The 16,038-nt window shown below is 60.4% G+C and carries 20 protein-coding genes; 12 read left to right on the top strand and 8 right to left on the bottom strand.

The window, feature by feature from the left end; all coding sequences use genetic code 11:
• The first annotated feature begins 253 nt into the window (after positions 1-253).
• Entirely contained in the window at positions 254-793 is a 540-nt protein-coding gene (locus DYE40_RS09180) for a hypothetical protein (protein WP_115308788.1), read from the top strand.
• Between the two features lie 3 nt (positions 794-796).
• Complete coding sequence (locus DYE40_RS09185; RefSeq protein ID WP_115308789.1) at positions 797-2,005, top strand: beta-ketoacyl-ACP synthase; 1,209 nt, start codon at positions 797-799, stop codon at positions 2,003-2,005.
• 154 nt (positions 2,006-2,159) lie between these two features.
• On the opposite strand, the gene DYE40_RS09190 is transcribed toward DYE40_RS09185, so the two are convergent.
• The 6 genes from DYE40_RS09190 to DYE40_RS09215 form a co-directional block, all read right to left on the bottom strand.
• Positions 2,160-2,357, bottom strand: coding sequence for a hypothetical protein (locus DYE40_RS09190; protein WP_115308790.1), 198 nt, complete (start codon positions 2,355-2,357; stop codon positions 2,160-2,162).
• Positions 2,358-2,410: 53 nt separating this feature from the next.
• Positions 2,411-2,947, bottom strand: a complete 537-nt coding sequence (locus DYE40_RS09195) for a COG4648 family protein (protein WP_115308791.1) — start codon at positions 2,945-2,947, stop codon at positions 2,411-2,413.
• Positions 2,948-3,190: 243 nt separating this feature from the next.
• Complete coding sequence (locus tag DYE40_RS09200) at positions 3,191-3,448, bottom strand: acyl carrier protein (RefSeq protein WP_115308970.1); 258 nt, start codon at positions 3,446-3,448, stop codon at positions 3,191-3,193.
• Between the two features lie 27 nt (positions 3,449-3,475).
• Positions 3,476-3,742: a phosphopantetheine-binding protein gene (locus tag DYE40_RS09205; protein ID WP_115308792.1), complete on the bottom strand. Its 267-nt coding sequence runs from the start codon at positions 3,740-3,742 to the stop codon at positions 3,476-3,478.
• Entirely contained in the window at positions 3,739-4,497 is a 759-nt protein-coding gene (locus DYE40_RS09210) for a lysophospholipid acyltransferase family protein (RefSeq protein WP_115308793.1), read from the bottom strand. Before DYE40_RS09210 ends, DYE40_RS09205 begins: the two co-directional genes overlap by 4 nt.
• Positions 4,494-5,240 (bottom strand): beta-ketoacyl synthase chain length factor, encoded by a 747-nt coding sequence (locus tag DYE40_RS09215; protein ID WP_115308794.1) that lies wholly within the window; start codon positions 5,238-5,240, stop codon positions 4,494-4,496. The genes DYE40_RS09210 and DYE40_RS09215 overlap by 4 nt, the downstream gene beginning before the upstream one ends.
• 108 nt (positions 5,241-5,348) lie before the next feature.
• On the opposite strand from DYE40_RS09215, the gene DYE40_RS09220 reads away from it, so the two are divergent.
• From DYE40_RS09220 to DYE40_RS09230, 3 genes are all read left to right on the top strand, one after another.
• Positions 5,349-5,834: a hotdog family protein gene (locus DYE40_RS09220; RefSeq protein ID WP_115308795.1), complete on the top strand. Its 486-nt coding sequence runs from the start codon at positions 5,349-5,351 to the stop codon at positions 5,832-5,834.
• A gap of 459 nt (positions 5,835-6,293) precedes the next feature.
• Positions 6,294-7,022: a 3-oxoacyl-ACP reductase FabG gene (gene fabG, locus DYE40_RS09225; RefSeq protein WP_115308796.1), complete on the top strand. Its 729-nt coding sequence runs from the start codon at positions 6,294-6,296 to the stop codon at positions 7,020-7,022.
• The gene (locus tag DYE40_RS09230; RefSeq protein ID WP_172461246.1) at positions 7,022-8,257 is read left to right on the top strand and encodes a beta-ketoacyl-ACP synthase; all 1,236 of its coding nucleotides are present in this window, start codon (positions 7,022-7,024) and stop codon (positions 8,255-8,257) included. The genes fabG and DYE40_RS09230 overlap by 1 nt, the downstream gene beginning before the upstream one ends.
• A 375-nt stretch (positions 8,258-8,632) precedes the next feature.
• Here DYE40_RS09230 and DYE40_RS09235 read toward each other — a convergent pair whose 3' ends face one another.
• Both DYE40_RS09235 and DYE40_RS12955 read right to left on the bottom strand, forming a co-directional pair.
• Positions 8,633-9,214, bottom strand: coding sequence for a 4'-phosphopantetheinyl transferase family protein (locus DYE40_RS09235; protein WP_115308797.1), 582 nt, complete (start codon positions 9,212-9,214; stop codon positions 8,633-8,635).
• A gap of 54 nt (positions 9,215-9,268) precedes the next feature.
• Positions 9,269-9,805: a hypothetical protein gene (locus DYE40_RS12955; RefSeq protein ID WP_244731631.1), complete on the bottom strand. Its 537-nt coding sequence runs from the start codon at positions 9,803-9,805 to the stop codon at positions 9,269-9,271.
• A gap of 364 nt (positions 9,806-10,169) precedes the next feature.
• Here DYE40_RS12955 and DYE40_RS09245 point away from each other — a divergent pair, with 364 nt between their 5' ends.
• The 7 genes from DYE40_RS09245 to DYE40_RS09270 all read left to right on the top strand — a co-directional run bounded on the left by DYE40_RS09245 (position 10,170) and on the right by DYE40_RS09270 (position 16,022).
• Positions 10,170-11,972 carry an ApeI family dehydratase gene (locus tag DYE40_RS09245; RefSeq protein WP_115308973.1) on the top strand — a complete coding sequence of 601 codons (1,803 nt, stop codon included), beginning with the start codon at positions 10,170-10,172 and terminating at the stop codon, positions 11,970-11,972.
• Between the two features lie 94 nt (positions 11,973-12,066).
• Positions 12,067-12,189, top strand: a complete 123-nt coding sequence (locus DYE40_RS13140; RefSeq protein WP_281270666.1) for a hypothetical protein — start codon at positions 12,067-12,069, stop codon at positions 12,187-12,189.
• Positions 12,186-13,277 carry a FlxJ family methyltransferase gene (locus DYE40_RS09250; RefSeq protein WP_115308798.1) on the top strand — a complete coding sequence of 364 codons (1,092 nt, stop codon included), beginning with the start codon at positions 12,186-12,188 and terminating at the stop codon, positions 13,275-13,277. The genes DYE40_RS13140 and DYE40_RS09250 overlap by 4 nt, the downstream gene beginning before the upstream one ends.
• Positions 13,274-14,005, top strand: coding sequence for a glycosyltransferase family 2 protein (locus DYE40_RS09255; RefSeq protein WP_115308799.1), 732 nt, complete (start codon positions 13,274-13,276; stop codon positions 14,003-14,005). The genes DYE40_RS09250 and DYE40_RS09255 overlap by 4 nt, the downstream gene beginning before the upstream one ends.
• Positions 14,002-14,931 (top strand): lysophospholipid acyltransferase family protein, encoded by a 930-nt coding sequence (locus DYE40_RS09260; protein WP_115308800.1) that lies wholly within the window; start codon positions 14,002-14,004, stop codon positions 14,929-14,931. Before DYE40_RS09255 ends, DYE40_RS09260 begins: the two co-directional genes overlap by 4 nt.
• Positions 14,932-14,952: 21 nt before the next feature.
• Positions 14,953-15,390 (top strand): acyl-CoA thioesterase, encoded by a 438-nt coding sequence (locus DYE40_RS09265; RefSeq protein ID WP_115308801.1) that lies wholly within the window; start codon positions 14,953-14,955, stop codon positions 15,388-15,390.
• 41 nt (positions 15,391-15,431) lie between these two features.
• Positions 15,432-16,022, top strand: a complete 591-nt coding sequence (locus DYE40_RS09270) for a LolA family protein (RefSeq protein WP_115308802.1) — start codon at positions 15,432-15,434, stop codon at positions 16,020-16,022.
• The last annotated feature ends 16 nt before the right edge of the window (positions 16,023-16,038 follow it).

The raw sequence follows: 16,038 nt of genomic DNA on the forward strand, positions 1-16,038 counted from the left end.
AGCCTGAAAATGTAATCCCCCCGCGAACTCTGTCCCCTCTCCCGCCTGCGGGGGAGGGCTAGGGTGGGGGCAAAACCGTCTGATGCTCTGGCAAACCCTGTTTCTGCCGAAACAGCACCCCCACCCCTCCCCCGCGCAAGCGCAGGAGAGGGAGCGGTTTTAGCTTCGCAGAAACCCGTAAACTCGCTTTCAGACGGCATCAGGCAGCCTGAAAGCCCAAACCGCACACACTGCCCACCCCAAAGGACCCCCCATGCGCCTTTTCCCGATAACCGCCGCGCTCGCCCTGGCCGCCTGCGCCGCGCTGCCCCATCCGCACACCCTGCCCACGCTGCCGCAGCAGGCGCAGTGGTTCAAGCTGGAACAAACCGATGCCGCAGGGCAAACGGTGCAGACCAGCCTGTTGGCGGTGGAGCAGCTTTCAGACGGCATCCGCTTTGTGCAGACCGATGCGCTCGGCGCGCCCGTTTCGCGCCAAACCGTCAGCCCGCGCGGCTGGCAAAACGACGGCTTCGTGATGCCCAACGCCCAATCGCGCCGCCTGTTTGCCGCGCTGCTGCCGCTGCTTGCCGCCGAACGCGCCGCCGCGCTGTATCCCGATGTGCGGCAGGTGCAGCCTGAAACGCCGTCCGCGCGGCATCAGGCGTTCTGCCCCGAAGACAGCGGCGCATTGTTCCGCTACCGCCAGCGCGATTTGTGGTGCGTGGCGCACAAAGGCAGGCAGTTTGACATCCGCTTCCCCGACCAAACCCGCTGGATTGCCAGCCCGCTTGAAGAACAACTTGAAGAATAAAACATGACCACCCCCGTTTATCTCAGCCGCCCCGCCGCCACCAGCGCGCTCGGCAGCGGTTTGCAAACCCATATCGACGCGCTGCTGAACCCGTCCGCCCAATCGCCGCTGACCTTTTCCGAGCAATGGGTGCGCGGCAAAAGCCACGCATTCGGCGCGGCAAACGAAGCCCTGCGCCCCCTGCCGGCCGGTTTGCCGCCCGAACACGCCAGCCGCAACAACCAACTGCTCTGGCACGCCCTCGCCCAAATCGAGCCCGACATTCAGGCTGCCGCCGAGCGGTACGGCAGCCACCGCGTTGCCGTGGTCATCGGCACCTCCACCAGCGGCGCAGACGAAAACATCCCCCTGTTTGCCCACGCAGCCCAAGGCGGCGCATGGGCAGGGCAGCCGTTCAAGCAATTGCAGCACACCATGGGCGCGCCCGCCGAATTTGCCGCCCATGTTTACGGGCTGCACGGGCTGCGCTACACCGTGTCCACCGCCTGCACATCGGGTGCGCGCGCACTCATCAGCGCGGCAAGGCTGCTGCGTGCCAACCTTGCCGATGCCGTGCTGTGCGGCGGCGCGGACACCCTGTCGCCGCTCACCATCAACGGCTTTGCCGCGCTGGAAGTGCTTTCAGACGGCATCGCCAACCCGTTTTCCGCCCGCCGCAACGGCATCAACATCGGCGAAGCCGCCGCCGCATTCGTGATGACGCGCGATGCCGATTTCGGCGGCGGAATGCAGCTTCTCGGCTACGGCGCAAGCAGCGATGCCCACCATATGTCCTCGCCGCGACCGGACGGCTTGGGCGCGGCACAAGCGTTTCAGGCTGCCCTGCGCCACGCCGCGCTCGCGCCGCAAGACATCGGCTGGATAAACCTGCACGGCACGGGCACGCGCCACAACGACAGCATGGAAAGCCGCGCCGTCGCCCAAGTATTCGGCAGCCGCACGCCCTGCACCTCCACCAAACCCAGCACAGGGCACACACTCGGCGCGGCAGGCGCATTGGAAGCCGCGTTCGCATGGGGCATCGCCAGCCGCGACACCAATCCGCAAGGCAAACTGCCGCCGCAGCTTTGGGACAAACAGCCCGACCCCGAACTGCCGCCCATCGCGCTCACCGACAGCAGCAGCGCATGGCAGCACGCACGGCGGATTGCCGCCAGCTCATCGTTTGCCTTCGGCGGCAGCAACGCGGTGCTCATCATCGGCGAACAGTAAACAGCGGCATCAATACAAAAAAGGTGCAAAAAAGGCAGCCTGAAACGAAGTATCCCGTTTCAGGCTGCCTTTGTATTCATATTGCCTGCATTGGCACACGGCAACCGCCCTTTTTCGCCGCCCCAAGCGCGGCAGCATTGGTCTGCCCAAATAGTTATGCGGAAATCTGCTTGGTCAAAGCAAAAACAGCAAGCAGCAACGCAGGCAGCAGCAGGGTTGCCACAAAAGACAAGGCAGCGGTTTTCAGCGTAACCAAATCCGACACGCGGTTGGTTTGGATGTAATCCACCAAAGCATCGCGCACCGCCACATCCAACTGGCTGGCGGATTTAATTTTGTATTCTGTTTCCATCGTTGCGCTCCAAGTTGATTTTAACTTCGTTGAAGCCGCGTTTTCAGACGGCATCAAACCTTCAACACCAGCTTGCGGTACAGCCACTCCCCTGCAAACAGCACGCCCATCAGCACATACGACACAATCCCCGTGTACGCCGCCCACCAGTCGTAGCGTCCGCTCCACGCCAGCAACGCCGCCGTGCCGCCGTTGAGCACGAAAAAGCCGCACCAAATCTGCGTTACCCGCCGCGTGTGGCGCACGCCCTCGGGCGGCAGGTCGGGGTGTTGCAGGCGGGCAAGGCGTTCAATCACGGTTTGCTTGGCAAACAGGCTGCCGCCGAACACCGCCAGCATCAGCGCATTGACAGCAACGGGATACCAATACATCGAATCGGGCAGCCTGAAAACCAGCACGGCGGCAAAAAAGGCAGCCAGCAGCAAAGCTACCGCCCGCTGCCCCGCCGTTTGCGGCATGGCGGCACGCGCCAGCCACAGGGCGCACATGGCGGCGGCAAGCCAGAAAAACGCGCCGTTTTCGCGCCCGTAATACCACAGGAGCGGATAGGCAAGGCTGGCAAGGGCGAGCAGGATTTTGGCGATGGGCATGGTAGAAATGGAAACTTTCGGCAGCCTGAAAACGAACGCAGTGCGTTTCAGCGGAGCTAAAACGGTTTTTTGCGTTTCAGCGGAGATAAAACAAGCGAAGTGCGTTGCAGCGCGGCGAAAACAACGCAAGTTTCAGCCAAGCCCAACCTATCTGGCAGATTTTGCGCTCCGCCCAAACCCGTTCCGCCCGTTCGGGTTTGGGCGGAGCCTTTATCTTTCAGGCTGCCTTTTTCAGGCTGCCGCTTATTCGGCTTGCGCCGCCGCCTGCACGTTCAACACCGCTTTGACCACATCGTCCACGGTGCGTACGTTGCGGAAGTCTTCGGCGTTGAGCTTGCGCCCTGTTTCGCGTTTGATGCTGTCGATGAGGTCAATCGCGTCTATGCTGTCGATTTCCAAATCTTCATACAGGTTGGTGTCGGGGCGGATGCGCTCGGGTTCTATTTCAAACAGGCTGACCAGCGTGTCGGCAAGCAGGCTGCGGATTTCGGCTTCGCTCAGGGTTTTGTGTTCGCTCATGGCTGCTCCTTAGGCTTGGGCTTGGCGGCTTTTGACAAATTCCGCCAGTGTTTTGACGCTGGCAAAATTGTCGCGCAGGTTGTCGTTTTCGCCGTCAAGCTGGAAGCCGAAGGTTTTCTGCACCGCCAAGCCCAGTTCCAGCGCGTCCACCGAATCCAGCCCCAAGCCTTCGTCGCCGAAGAGCGGGGCTTCGCTGCCGATGTCATCGGGCGTGATGTCTTCCAATGCGAGGCTGTCGATGATGAGTTGTTTGATTTGCTGTTCTAAGTCGTTCATGTGGTTTTCCTTGTGAAGTAGTCTTGCAGGTATTCGTTGAGCCGTCTTGCGGCGATGGGTAGGGGTTTTTCGGCGAGCCAGTCTTCGGGGCGGATGTCTTCGCCCACGGTGATTTCGTAATGGATTTTGTGCGGTGGAATGCGGTACCACGGCTGCCCTTTTTTGAAATTGGGCGGGTTCATTCTGATGCACACGGGGGTGATGACTTGTGCGCTGCGTAAGCCGATGGACACCGCGCCACGGTGCATTCTGACCTGCCCGTCCCAGCCTGTGCGCGTGCCTTCGGGGAAAATCAGCAGGCTTTGCCCGCTTTGGAACACGGCTTCGATTTCTTCCAGCATTTCCATGCTTTCATCGTTGGGGATGTAGCCTGCGGCACGGATTTGGCTGCTCATGCTCGGGTTGCGTACCAAATCTTTTTTGACCAAGATATTCGGCGTGTCGGCATGGCTGATGAGCAGTACCACATCCAGCAAAGACGGGTGGTTGGCAAGGATAAGCTGCCCGCCGCGCCCGAGTTTTTCCATGCCGTGAAACGTTACGGACAACACGCCCGACCATTGCAGGTAGCCGACAAAAAACCGCCACACGCCGCCAATCATGCGGCGTGCGGCAAGCTGGCGCGGCACATCGCCACGGGTGGATTTGAGCGTGTAGGGCAGCAGCGCGGCTTTAAACAGCACGCCTGCCACGCCAAACAGAATAAAGCCGAACGCGGTGGCGAAAAAGCGGCGCAGGTAATCCAAGCGTTTCATGCGCGTTTGCTCCAAAGCCAGCGGCGGCTGCCGTATTGCCGCGTGTGTTTCAGGCTGCCTGAAAGCAGGAAGCGTATCCAGTCCAACGCGCCGCAGTAGTTTTCAGACGGCATCTCGTTGGCTTCGCCTGCCTGTGTCTCCAAAGTCAGGCGGAAATCGTCGCCGCGTTCCAGTACCATCGCCAGCGCGTAGGCAAACGGCGCGCGCTCGGCGGCAACGGCGTATTCGTTTTTCAAGGGGTCGTCCGCCACCACCAGCAGCACGCGCCCGATGCCGTCTGAAAACAGCGACACCGCTTCTGCCAACGCCGTTTCCAAGCCGTCCGCGCCCGTTGCCAGCGCGGTGTTTTCCTGCATTTCGCCGCGCAAAATAGACCATTGCCCCGCCAGCGCGTTGTGCACCGACAAGCCGAACGATGTGGGCGACACGGTGTCCGTTTTCAGCAGTTCGGGCCACAATTCAAAGCTGCGGTTGATTTCGCCGTCGTGCGAAGCGTACACCAGCGGACAATCGGGGAAACGCTCCGCCAAATCCCAAGCCGCTTCGCACACCAGCCGCGCCGCCGCGCCCAAACGCCGCCGCTGCATGGCAGGCAGAAACGCCGGCGCAGGCTTGTGTTCGGGCAGGCTGCCGGCGTTCAGGCTGCCTGCCGCCCAATCACGCCATTGCTCCGCCGTGGCAAGGCGGCTGGAAGCGGCGTGCCATGCGGCGATACGGAAAGAAAAAGTGCAGGCGGTGGGCATAACGGGGCTTCGTGTGGAATAAAACGTGCATTTTAACTGAAATTAACACGCGATGAAACCGAAGCGGCATTGTATAATTTCGCATTTTGCAAACCACATCAAGCCGCTATGCACCGCCTGACCTGCCCCATAGAACACCCCGCCTTTCTGCTGCCGCACAGCGGCCACATGGTTTTAATCGACCGCGTAAGCGAACACCGCGCCGACTTCGTGCGCGTGGAAGCCCATATCGGCGCAAACCACATCCTGCTGCACAACGGCGTGCTGCCTGCCAGCATGGGCATGGAAATCATGGCGCAGGCAATCGGCGCGTTCGCAGGGATACAGGCGGTGCGCGCAGGCGAAGCCGTGAAGCTCGGCTTTCTGCTGGGCACGCGCAGGCTCAACCTGTTTGCCGACCATATCCCCATCGGCACCACGCTCGCCGCCACCGCCCGCCTTTCCACGCAGGACGCAAGCGGCATGGGCGTGTTTGACTGCGAACTGCGCTGGCTGGACGCGCCCGACGATGTGCGCGGCAGTTTGCCCGAAGACGGATTGCTGGCAGCGGCGGCGTTGAATGTTTACAGCCCGAAAGACGGGCAGATGGCTTGATGTTTGGGTTTTCGCCCCGCAGAAGCGCGTAAACCCGTTTTCAGGCTGCTTTTGGGGTTTTCAGACGGCATCAAGGCAGCCTGAAACGGCAAAAACACCGCAGTTTGCAAAAAGCAGCCTGAAACGGCATTGCCCACACGCACGCCGTCCCCTCTCCCGCCTGCGGGGAGGGTTAGGGTGGGGGAAAATGCCCGACATTCCGACCAGCCCTGTTTCCGCCGAAACAGCACCCCACCCCAAGCAACACCCAAACAACCGTTTTCAGACGGCATCACATTAACGGCAGCCTGAAAACGTAAAACAACCATGTGATGCCGTCTGAAAAAACATTGGGCAGTAAAGTACAGACGGTCATTGCCAGACAGCGCGTGCCAGAGCCATACGCCCTACGGCAGCTTTCAGGCAGCCTGAAAAACCCCAAACCCCAAAACCGCCCCCAAAAACCCATCAGGAAACACCATGAACAAAACAGTCTTAATCACAGGTTCCAACCGAGGCATCGGCAAAGCCGTGGCACTTGCCTTGGCGCAAGACGGCTTGGACATCGCCGTGCATTGCCGCAGCCGCCGCGCCGAAGCCGAAGCGGTTGCCGAACACATCCGCGCCATCGGCAGGCAGGCGCGCGTGTTGCAGTTTGACGTGTCCGACCGCGCCGCCTGCCGCGCCGCCCTAACCGCCGATATAGAGGCACACGGCGCGTATTACGGCGTGGTGCTCAATGCGGGGCTCACGCGCGACAACGCCTTTCCCGCCTTTTCCGACGACGACTGGGACAGCGTGCTGCGTACCAATCTCGATGGTTTTTACAACGTGCTGCACCCCGTCGTCATGCCGATGATACGCCGCCGCCAAAGCGGGCGCATCGTGTGCATGGCTTCCGTTTCGGGCATCACGGGCAACAGGGGGCAGGTGAATTACAGCGCGTCCAAAGCAGGCATCATCGGCGCGGCGAAAGCCTTGGCGGTGGAGCTGGCGAAGCGCAAAATCACGGTAAACTGCGTTGCCCCCGGGCTGATTGACACCGAAATCGTGGACGAAAACGTGCCCGTGGACGAAATCCTGAAAGCCGTGCCTGCCGCGCGGATGGGCACGCCCGAAGAAGTGGCGTTCGCCGTGCGCTTTCTGATGAGCGAAGAAGCGGCGTATATCACGCGGCAAGTGATTGCGGTAAACGGAGGATTGTGCTGATGAAAACCAAACGGGTTGTGATAACGGGCATCGGCGGCATCACCGCCTTCGGGCGCGGCTGGGCAGAGATTCAGGCTGCCTTTCGCGCCGAAAAAAACGCCGTGCAGTATATGGACTGGCAGGCGCGTTTCCCCGAACTGGAAGCGCAGCTCGGCGCACCGCTGCCCGATTACGCGCCGCCCGCGCATTGGACGCGCAAACAGCTCCGCAGCATGGGGCGCGTGTCGCAGCTTTGCGTGGACGCGGCGGAGCAGGCATTGGACGATGCGGGCCTGCTCGGCGATGAAACGATTAAAGACGGACGCATGGGCGTAGCCTGCGGCTCATCGGTCGGCAGCACCAAAGACATCGGCGACATGGGCGAGCTGCTGCTCACCGGCACATCGCGCAATTTCAACGCCAACACTTATGTACGCATGATGCCGCACACCACCGCCGCCAACATCGGCATCTTTTTCGGGCTGACGGGGCGCATTCTCCCCACGTCCAGCGCGTGTTCCTCGGGCAGCCAAGCCATCGGCTACGCCTACGAAGCGATTAAATACGGGCTGATTGACACCATGCTGGCAGGCGGCGGCGAAGAATTCTGCCCATCGGAAGTGTATGTGTTTGACTCGCTCTACGCCGCCAGCCACCGCAACGGCGAGCCCGAGCGCACGCCGCGCCCGTATGATGCGGCACGCGACGGCTTGGTCATCGGCGAGGGCGCGGGCATTATGGTGCTGGAATCGCTGGAACACGCCTTGTCGCGCGGCGCAAAAATCTACGCCGAAATCATCGGCTACGGCGCAAACAGCGACGGCAGCCACGTTACCCAGCCGCAAAAAGACACCATGCAAAAATGCATGGAACGCGCCCTGCAAGACGCAGGCATCCGCGCCGGCCAAGTCGGCTATGTGAGCGGGCACGGCACGGCAACCGAAAAAGGCGACATCGCCGAAACGCTGGCAACCGAAGCCGTGTTCGGCTTTGTGCCGATGAGTTCGCAAAAAAGCTACCTCGGGCACACGCTGGGCGCGTGCGGCGCGTTGGAAGCGTGGTTTGCGCTGGAAATGATGAACAGCGGCTGGTTTGCCCCCACCGTCAATCTGGACAACATCGACCCGCGCTGCGGCAAAGTGGACTACATCACAAGCGGCGGACGCGAAATCGCCACGGATTATGTGGTCAGCAACAATTTCGCCTTCGGCGGCGTGAACACCTCGCTGGTGCTGCAACGCTGGCGCGGGGAGTAATCAGGCTGCGGACGTTTTAAGATGACAAATAAGTTTTCAGGCTGCCTTTGTACGTTAGGGCAGCCTGAAAAGCGTTTGGCGGATATAGGTTGAAAAGATGGGATTGAAACGGTGGGCTTGATGCAAACCAATCGGGTTTTATCGTAAGACAAAACCAACAGCCAGCACTTGCGCCGGTAACGGAAAGCGGACGATAAAGTAGGGTGTGTCGCCCCAGCGACGCACGCGTTCTTTGGTTTGTACGCTTTATGTTGCATCTAAATGTGTCTGAAACCTGTGTCTGAAACCGCGTGCGTCGCCTTGGGGCGACACACCCTACCTGCTGTGCAAACTACCCGCCGTGCAAATTGCGCTTCACTTGCAAACCGACAAACTTCACAAAAAACGAAACCGCAGCTTCACTCCCTCGCCGCGCCACACGCACGCCAACGCCAAGCCGCCTGCCAACACCCGTTCCGCGCCCTGCCAGCCCTGCTGCCCGTCCACGCGCCAGCCTGTTTTTTCGCCGCCGACAATGCGGTAGCCCACGCGGCGCATATCCGCAGGAAAATCCAAGCCTGCCGCCTTAATCAACGCCTCTTTGCCGCACCACAGTTTGTAAAACTCGGGATACAGCATTTCAGGCTGCCCATCGCAGCCGCGCAGGTAATCGCGTTCCGCCGCGCTGGCTATCAGCGCACCCAAAGCGGCGAAATCGCGCGGCTTGATGATTTCCATGTCCACGCCCGCCGCTATCGGCTCATCGGCGCACAACACCGCCGCGTGTCCCGCGCTGTGGCTGAGCGACACCACGGGCAGCGTCGCCTGCTGTTTGAGCGCGCGGCTGACGCGCCAGTCCAAGCGCGTTTCCAGCTTCGGCGACTGCGCCACGCGGCGTGCGTCTTCGGGGCTTAACAGGGCGCGGTCGTAAACACGGGCGGTTTGCGGCGTGCCAATCAGGCAAATCAAATCGGTCATGTCATATCGTTTGCGTACAAAAAAACCACCAGCGGTGGTTTTTCTGCCATTCAATCAATGGTAGCTGCCTTTCAACACCACATAGCTGTGGAACGTGCCGACATGGCATTCGTATTCGTTGCCGCCTTTGGTTTTGCGGTCGTAAAAGCTCACCAAGCGCACGGCGTTTTTGCGATAGCGCGTGGCGGAGGATTGGAAGCGTTTGGCGGCGTTTAAAAACGCGCGTTGGCAAGTTGCATCCACCGATTTACCTGTCGCGTTGGCAGATTGGCGCGACACATCGGTTTTGCCGCTGGTGCTGCCGTAGGACACGCGGATGGACGGGTCAAGCACTTCGCGCGCTTCGGCGGAATTGAGCACGGCGGAAGCTTTGCACATATAAGCATCGTTTTTGCCTTTGCCTGCCACCGAGCCGATGCTGCGGCAAATCGTGCCGTCGGCAGGGGCGGCGCGGCGTTCGGCAGGGGCGGAACGGGCGGTTTCGCGCTCGTCTGATGCGCTTGATGCGCCAGACGAACCGCCTTGCGAAGCGCAGGCAGACAGGGCAACAGCGGCAGACAACAGCAAAACACGGGAAATATGGACAGTCATAATCGTCTCCTAAACGGGGTTGTGTTAATGTTAAGGTTGGTAAACGGGTAAATTTTAGCCTATCCGTTTGTATTTGTATATCAAGCTGTATTTGTATATCAAACCGTTTTCCGTGCAGGCTATTTGTGCAGACTTATTGTTTGCCTTTCTGTGCCAACCTCCCTACAATTTTGACCTTTTGCCGCCGCGCAAACGACAGTCGGACCATAAAAACCGCCGCGCCGCGCCCGTCTGCCGCCCGATAAGGCAGCCTGAAAGCGGGTTTGCACGCTTCTGCAAAGCCGAAAGCCAGTTTGCCAACCCCTGTTTTGACCGCCGTATTTTGCCCAACCCTATTGTCCCCCATTCCCATCCGCCCCGTTCCATGCATCCGCTTACCGAAATCCTTGCCCCCAGCCTGCCGCCAACCGACCTGATTGCCGCCCGTCCGAACTGGACGCGGGCGGCGTTCAACCGCGCGGTGTTCCATCTTTCACGCCGTCTGAAAACGCACCGCGTCCAATCCGCCGCGCTGTGGTTTGACGATGCCGCGCTGTTTGCCTGCACCGTGCTGGCAGCTTGGCACGCGGGCGCACGGGTGCTGCTGCTGCCGAACACGACGCAAGAAAACCTCGCATGGGGCGGCACGGCGGATGTGTTTTTAAGCGATGCGCCCCATGAAAACCTGTTTTCAGACGGCATCGATGCGCCGCCCGCACTCTGGCATCTGCCCGAAATACTGGCGCAGATGCCGTCTGAAAGCGGGTTTACGGGCTTAAGCGAAGCTAAAACCAAAAGGCAGCCTGAAAATGACGAGCAGCCTGAAAACTGGCGCATCGCCGCCACCGCCCAAGCCCATTTGAAAACATCGGGTTCCAGCGGCGCGGCGCAAATCATCGTCAAAACCGCCGCGCAAATGCAGGCGGAAACCCTTGCCCTTGCCGCCGCCCTGCCGTTTGACAGCCGCGGCGCAACAGCAGTCGGCAGCGTGTCGCCGCAGCACCTGTACGGCTTCACCTTCCGCTTCGCACTCGCGCTCACACAAGGCTGGACCATAGAACGCGCCCAAGCCGTCTATCCCGAAAACCTGCTCGCCGCCACCGCCGCGCACGGCAAAACCGTATGGATTGCCAGCCCCGCCGTGCTCAACCGCTTGGAAAACGGGCGCGACTGGTCGGCAGCGGCGGCGCACATCGCAGGCATCGTCTCATCGGGCGGCGCGTTGCCCGAAGCCACCGCCGCACGGCTCGCCGCCCACGCCGTGCGCCCCTACGAAATCTACGGCAGCACCGAAACAGGCATCATCGCCGCGCGGCAAGGCGGCAGCGTCTGGCAGCCGTTTGACGGCATGGTGTTCGGGCAGGACGCGGAGGGCGCATTGTGGGTGCAGTCGCCGTGGGCGGAGCGCGTGCAAACGGCAGACGTGGTTGAAGCCGTGCGCGAACCGCAGGCACACGGCTTCCTGCTGCTCGGGCGCAAAGACCGCATCATCAAATTTGAAGACAAGCGCGTGTCGCTCACGCAAATAGAGCACCACCTGCTGCAACACGCATGGATTGCCGACAGCCATTGCGCCCTGCATCCCCAGCACAAGCGCATCGCCGCGTGGGCAGCGTTGAACGAAGCAGGCATCGCCGCCCTGCGCGAACACGGGCGTGCAGCCCTTGCCGACACGCTCAAACGCCACCTTGCCCAATCGCTGGACAAAACCGCCCTGCCGCGCTACTGGCGTTTTGCCGACAGCCTGCCGCGCAACGCCCAAGCCAAAATCGCCGCCGCCGATTTTCAGGCTGCCTTTACCGTGCCGCAAACCGCGCCGCAATGGACGCACGCCGCCGATACAGCCGATACCGCCGATGCCGCAACACCCGACACCGCCGCCTGCCAAGCCGCCTACACCGCCCGCGTGCCGCTGGATTTGGTGTATTTCGGCGGACACTTCGCCGCCTTTCCGCTGGTGCCCGGCGTGGTGGAGCTGCAATGGGCACGCGATTTGGCGGCGCGTTACCCGTGGGGCAGCCAAACCCTCGTGCGTGTGGAAAACCTGAAATACCAGCAATTCGTCCGCCCGCATGACGAAATCGTGCTGAGCTTGGACTACGATGCGGCAAAAAACAAACTCGCCTTTCAAATCACCGCCCACGGCAAGCCCTGCGCCTCGGGGCGGCTGGTGTTTGAGGCAGCCTGAAAACGTAAAACAACATTGATGCCGTCTGAAAAAGCATTGAATAAGGTGCGCGGCGTAAGACACGCACCATTTATTGAATAATGCCAAACGATGCGTGGCAGAGCCACACGCCCTACGGCAGCTTTCAGACGGCATCAAAGGCAGCCTGAAAGCAAAATGCCGTCTGAAAACCCAAAAGCAGCCTGAAACCAACACCCACCTCAAAGGACTCCTATGAACCTATCCCCCTCCCTCTCCCAACGCTATTCGCAAGAACACTTCACCGCAGGCGAAGCCCAACGCTTGGCGCAGGAAATCGCCTTTGCCCCGATTGTGTTCCAAGTGTCGCTGCTGATGCTGAAATACGGCATTCTGGCGCAGCTCAACCAAGCCCCCCACGGGCTGAGCCGCGCCGAAATCGCCCAAGCCGCCGAAATCAGCGACTACGCCGCCCAAGTGCTGCTGGAAGCCTCGCTCTCCATCGGCACCGTGCTCACGCGCGACAACCGCTTCTTCATCAGCAAAGCAGGCTGGTTTCTGCTGAAAGACAAGCTGGCGCAGGTAAACATGGATTTCGTGCAGGAAATCTGCTATCAGGGTCTGTTTGACTTGGATGCCACCCTGCAATCGGGCAAACCCGAAGGCTTGAAAGTGTTTGGCGGCTGGGCAACCATTTACGAAGGCTTGTCGTCCCTGCCGCCCGTGGCGCAGGAAAAATGGCTGGCGTTTGACCACTATTATTCCGACAGCGCGTTTCAGGCTGCCCTGAAAACCGTCTTCGCCCAACCCCTGCCCAAGCTGCTGGACGTGGGCGGCAACACAGGGCGGTGGGCATTGCAATGCGTGGCGTACAACCCCGATGTAGAAGTAACCATCATGGATTTGCCGCAGCAATTGGCATTGATGCGCGAAGCCGTGCGCGGCAAAACAGGCGCAGAGCGCATCCACGGACACCCCGCCAACCTGCTGGACGACAACACCCCCTTCCCCACAGGCTTTGACGCAATCTGGATGAGCCAGTTTCTAGACTGCTTTTCCAACGAAGAAACCACCAGCATCCTGCGCCGCGCCGCGCAAGCCATGGGCGAGCACACCAGCCTGTTTATCTTAGAGCCGCTGTGGGACAGGCAGCGTTACGAAACCGCCGCCTACTGCCTCACCATGACCAGCGTCTATTTCACCGCCATGGCAAACGGCAACAGCAAAATCTTCCATTCCGAAGACCTGCTGCGCTGCATAGAACAAGCAGGCTTGGCAGTTGCCGACATTTCAGACGACATCGGCTTGGGGCACAGCATCTTGCGCTGCGTGAAAGCCCAGCCATGAAAACGCTGGCGTTAATCCCCCACTACAACCACCCCGACACCGTAGGGCAGGTTGCCCACGCCCTGCGCGGCTTCGGCTTGGACGTACTGATTGTGGATGACGGCTCGCAAGCAGAATGCCACCAGCGGCTCAACCAACTGGCGCAAGATACCCCCAGCCCCACTATTCAAGTGCTGTTCCGCGAACGCAACGGCGGCAAAGGCGCGGCGGTGAAAACAGGGCTGCAATACGCCGCAGAACACGGCTACACCCACGTTTTGCAGGTGGACGCAGACGGGCAGCACAATCTTGCCGACACGCCCAAATTCACCGCCGCCGCGCAAAAGCAGCCTGAAAACGTGATTTGCGGCGAACCGCAATACGGCAGCGATGCCCCCAAAGCACGGCTCTACGGGCGCAAAATCACCGACTTCTGGAATATGCTGCACACCGCCTCGCGCGACATCAAAGACGGCATGTGCGGCTTCCGCCTCTATCCGCTCGCCCCCGTATTGGCGGTTATCCGCCAAGAAAACATAGGCGACCGCATGGATTTTGACACCGAAATCCTGATACACCTGTATTGGCGCGGCATCAAACCCGTTTGGATTCCCACCCCCGTGCGCTACGCCCAAGACGGCATCTCCCATTTCCGCGCATGGGAAGACAACGTCCGCATCAGCAAAATGCACGCACGGCTGTTCTGCACCATGCTGTGGCGGCGCATTTCAGGCAGCCTGAAACGATGAAACCGCTGCAACACAACCATTGGGCGGCGCAACAGGAGCGCGGCAGCCGCCTGTTTCTCGCACTCACCACGCTGATGGTGCGCCACCTGCCCGCATGGCTGATGAAACCCTGCATCTGGCTTGTCGTGTGCTACTTCTACGCCACCGCCCCCCGCGCGCGCCGCCACATCCGCCGCTACCAAAGCCGCCTGCACGCCGCCTTTCCCACCGTCAAACTGCCGCGCATGGCGCATTTTTGCCAATTCACCGCCTTCGGCACCGCCATCTGCGACCGCTTCGCCGTGTGGCAGCGCAAAATCCGCTACGAAGATTTAACCGTGGAAGACCCCGACGACGTGTACGCGCTGGTGCGGCAGAACGGGCGCGGACAGATTTTCGCCTGCTCCCACATCGGCAACACCGAAATCTGCCGCGCGCTGGTGTCGCACAACCAAGGCTTCAAGCTCAACGTGCTGGTGCACAGCCAGCACGCGCAAGCCTTTAACGAAGCCCTGCACAAAGCAGGCGCGGCGCGGATACGGCTGATACAGGTGGGCGATTTGGATGCCCACCTGATGCTGGAACTCAACCGCCGCATAGAAAACGGCGAATGGCTCGCCATTGCCGCCGACCGCGTGCCGATTCGCGGCGAAAAAACCGTTGCCGTCCGTTTTTTGGGGCACACCGCCCCCCTGTCGCAAGGCGCGTGGCTGCTGGCGGCATTGCTCAAAACACAAATCCACACGCTGTTCTGCATCAAGCAAAACGGGCGTTACCATCTGAAACTGCGCCGCTTCGCCGACACGGCAAACTGGACACGCGCCGGCCGCCAACACGACATCGCCGCAGCCGCGCAGCAATTTGCCGACATGATGGCGCAGGAATGCGCGGCAAATCCGCTGCAATGGTTTAATTTTTACGATTTTTGGGACGATGAGGCAGCCTGAAAACAAGGAGACAACGCAATCATGAAAAAACACATCTACTGCCGCCACAGCCACGAGCTGGAAATCCCCTTTTTTGACGTAGATGCCATGCACATCGTCTGGCACGGGCATTACGTCAAATATCTGGAAGTGGCACGCTGCGCCTTTCTCAGCAGCATCGGCTACGACTACAACGAAATGGCACGGCAGGGCTACGGCTGGCCCATCGTGCAGATGAACCTCAAATACATCCGCCCCGCCCGCTTCGGGCAGCGCGTGCGCGTGGAAATGGAAATCGTGGAAATTGAAAGCTGCCTGCGTATCGACTACACCATCCGCGATGCCGCCACAGGCGGAAAACTCACACGCGCCGCCACCACCCAAGCCGCCGTTGCCACCGCCACCGGCGAAATGCAGTTTCAAACCCCCGCAAGCTGGCTGGCAGCCGTGCGGCAGCATCCCACCTTTCAGGCTGCCTAAGCCCGTCCACCCAATCCAATCCACCGACAAGGAACCGCAACATGAAAAAATTTCTTTTCGCCATCAGCCTTGCCCTCGCCGCCCCCGCGCTGTGGGCATTTTCCCTTGCCCAACTGGCAAACACCCTGCAACAGCCGAGCAACGTGCAAGGCGCGTTCAGCCAGCAGCGTTATCTCAAATCGCTCGCCAAACCGCTCGCCACAAGCGGCGCATTCACGCTCGTGCCGAAAAAAGGGCTGCTGTGGCAGATGCAGAAACCGTTTGACACCACCCTGCGCGTGCGTTCGGACGGCATCATGCAATGGACGGGCAGCGCGTGGCGCAACCCCAATGCCAAACAAATCGGGCAAAGCCGCCAAATCCAGCTTTTTCTGGATTTGCTCGGCGGCAACACGCAGGGCTTGGAAAAACAATTTGACCTCGCATTAAGCGGCAGCGAAAAACAATGGACGCTGCGCCTCACGCCCAAAACCGCGATTACGCGCCAAATCTTCGACCACATCGCCATCAGCGGCGACAGCGTGGTCCGCAAAATAGAACTCAACGAAAAACAAGGCGACCGCACCGTGATGCAGTTCAGCCAAATCCAAACAGGCAAACCGTTAAGCGCGTTTGCCCAAAGCGCGTTGTAAACACCATCCGATGCCG

Source organism: Kingella potus (assembly GCF_900451175.1).
Taxonomy (GTDB): Bacteria; Pseudomonadota; Gammaproteobacteria; order Burkholderiales; family Neisseriaceae; genus Neisseria; species Neisseria potus.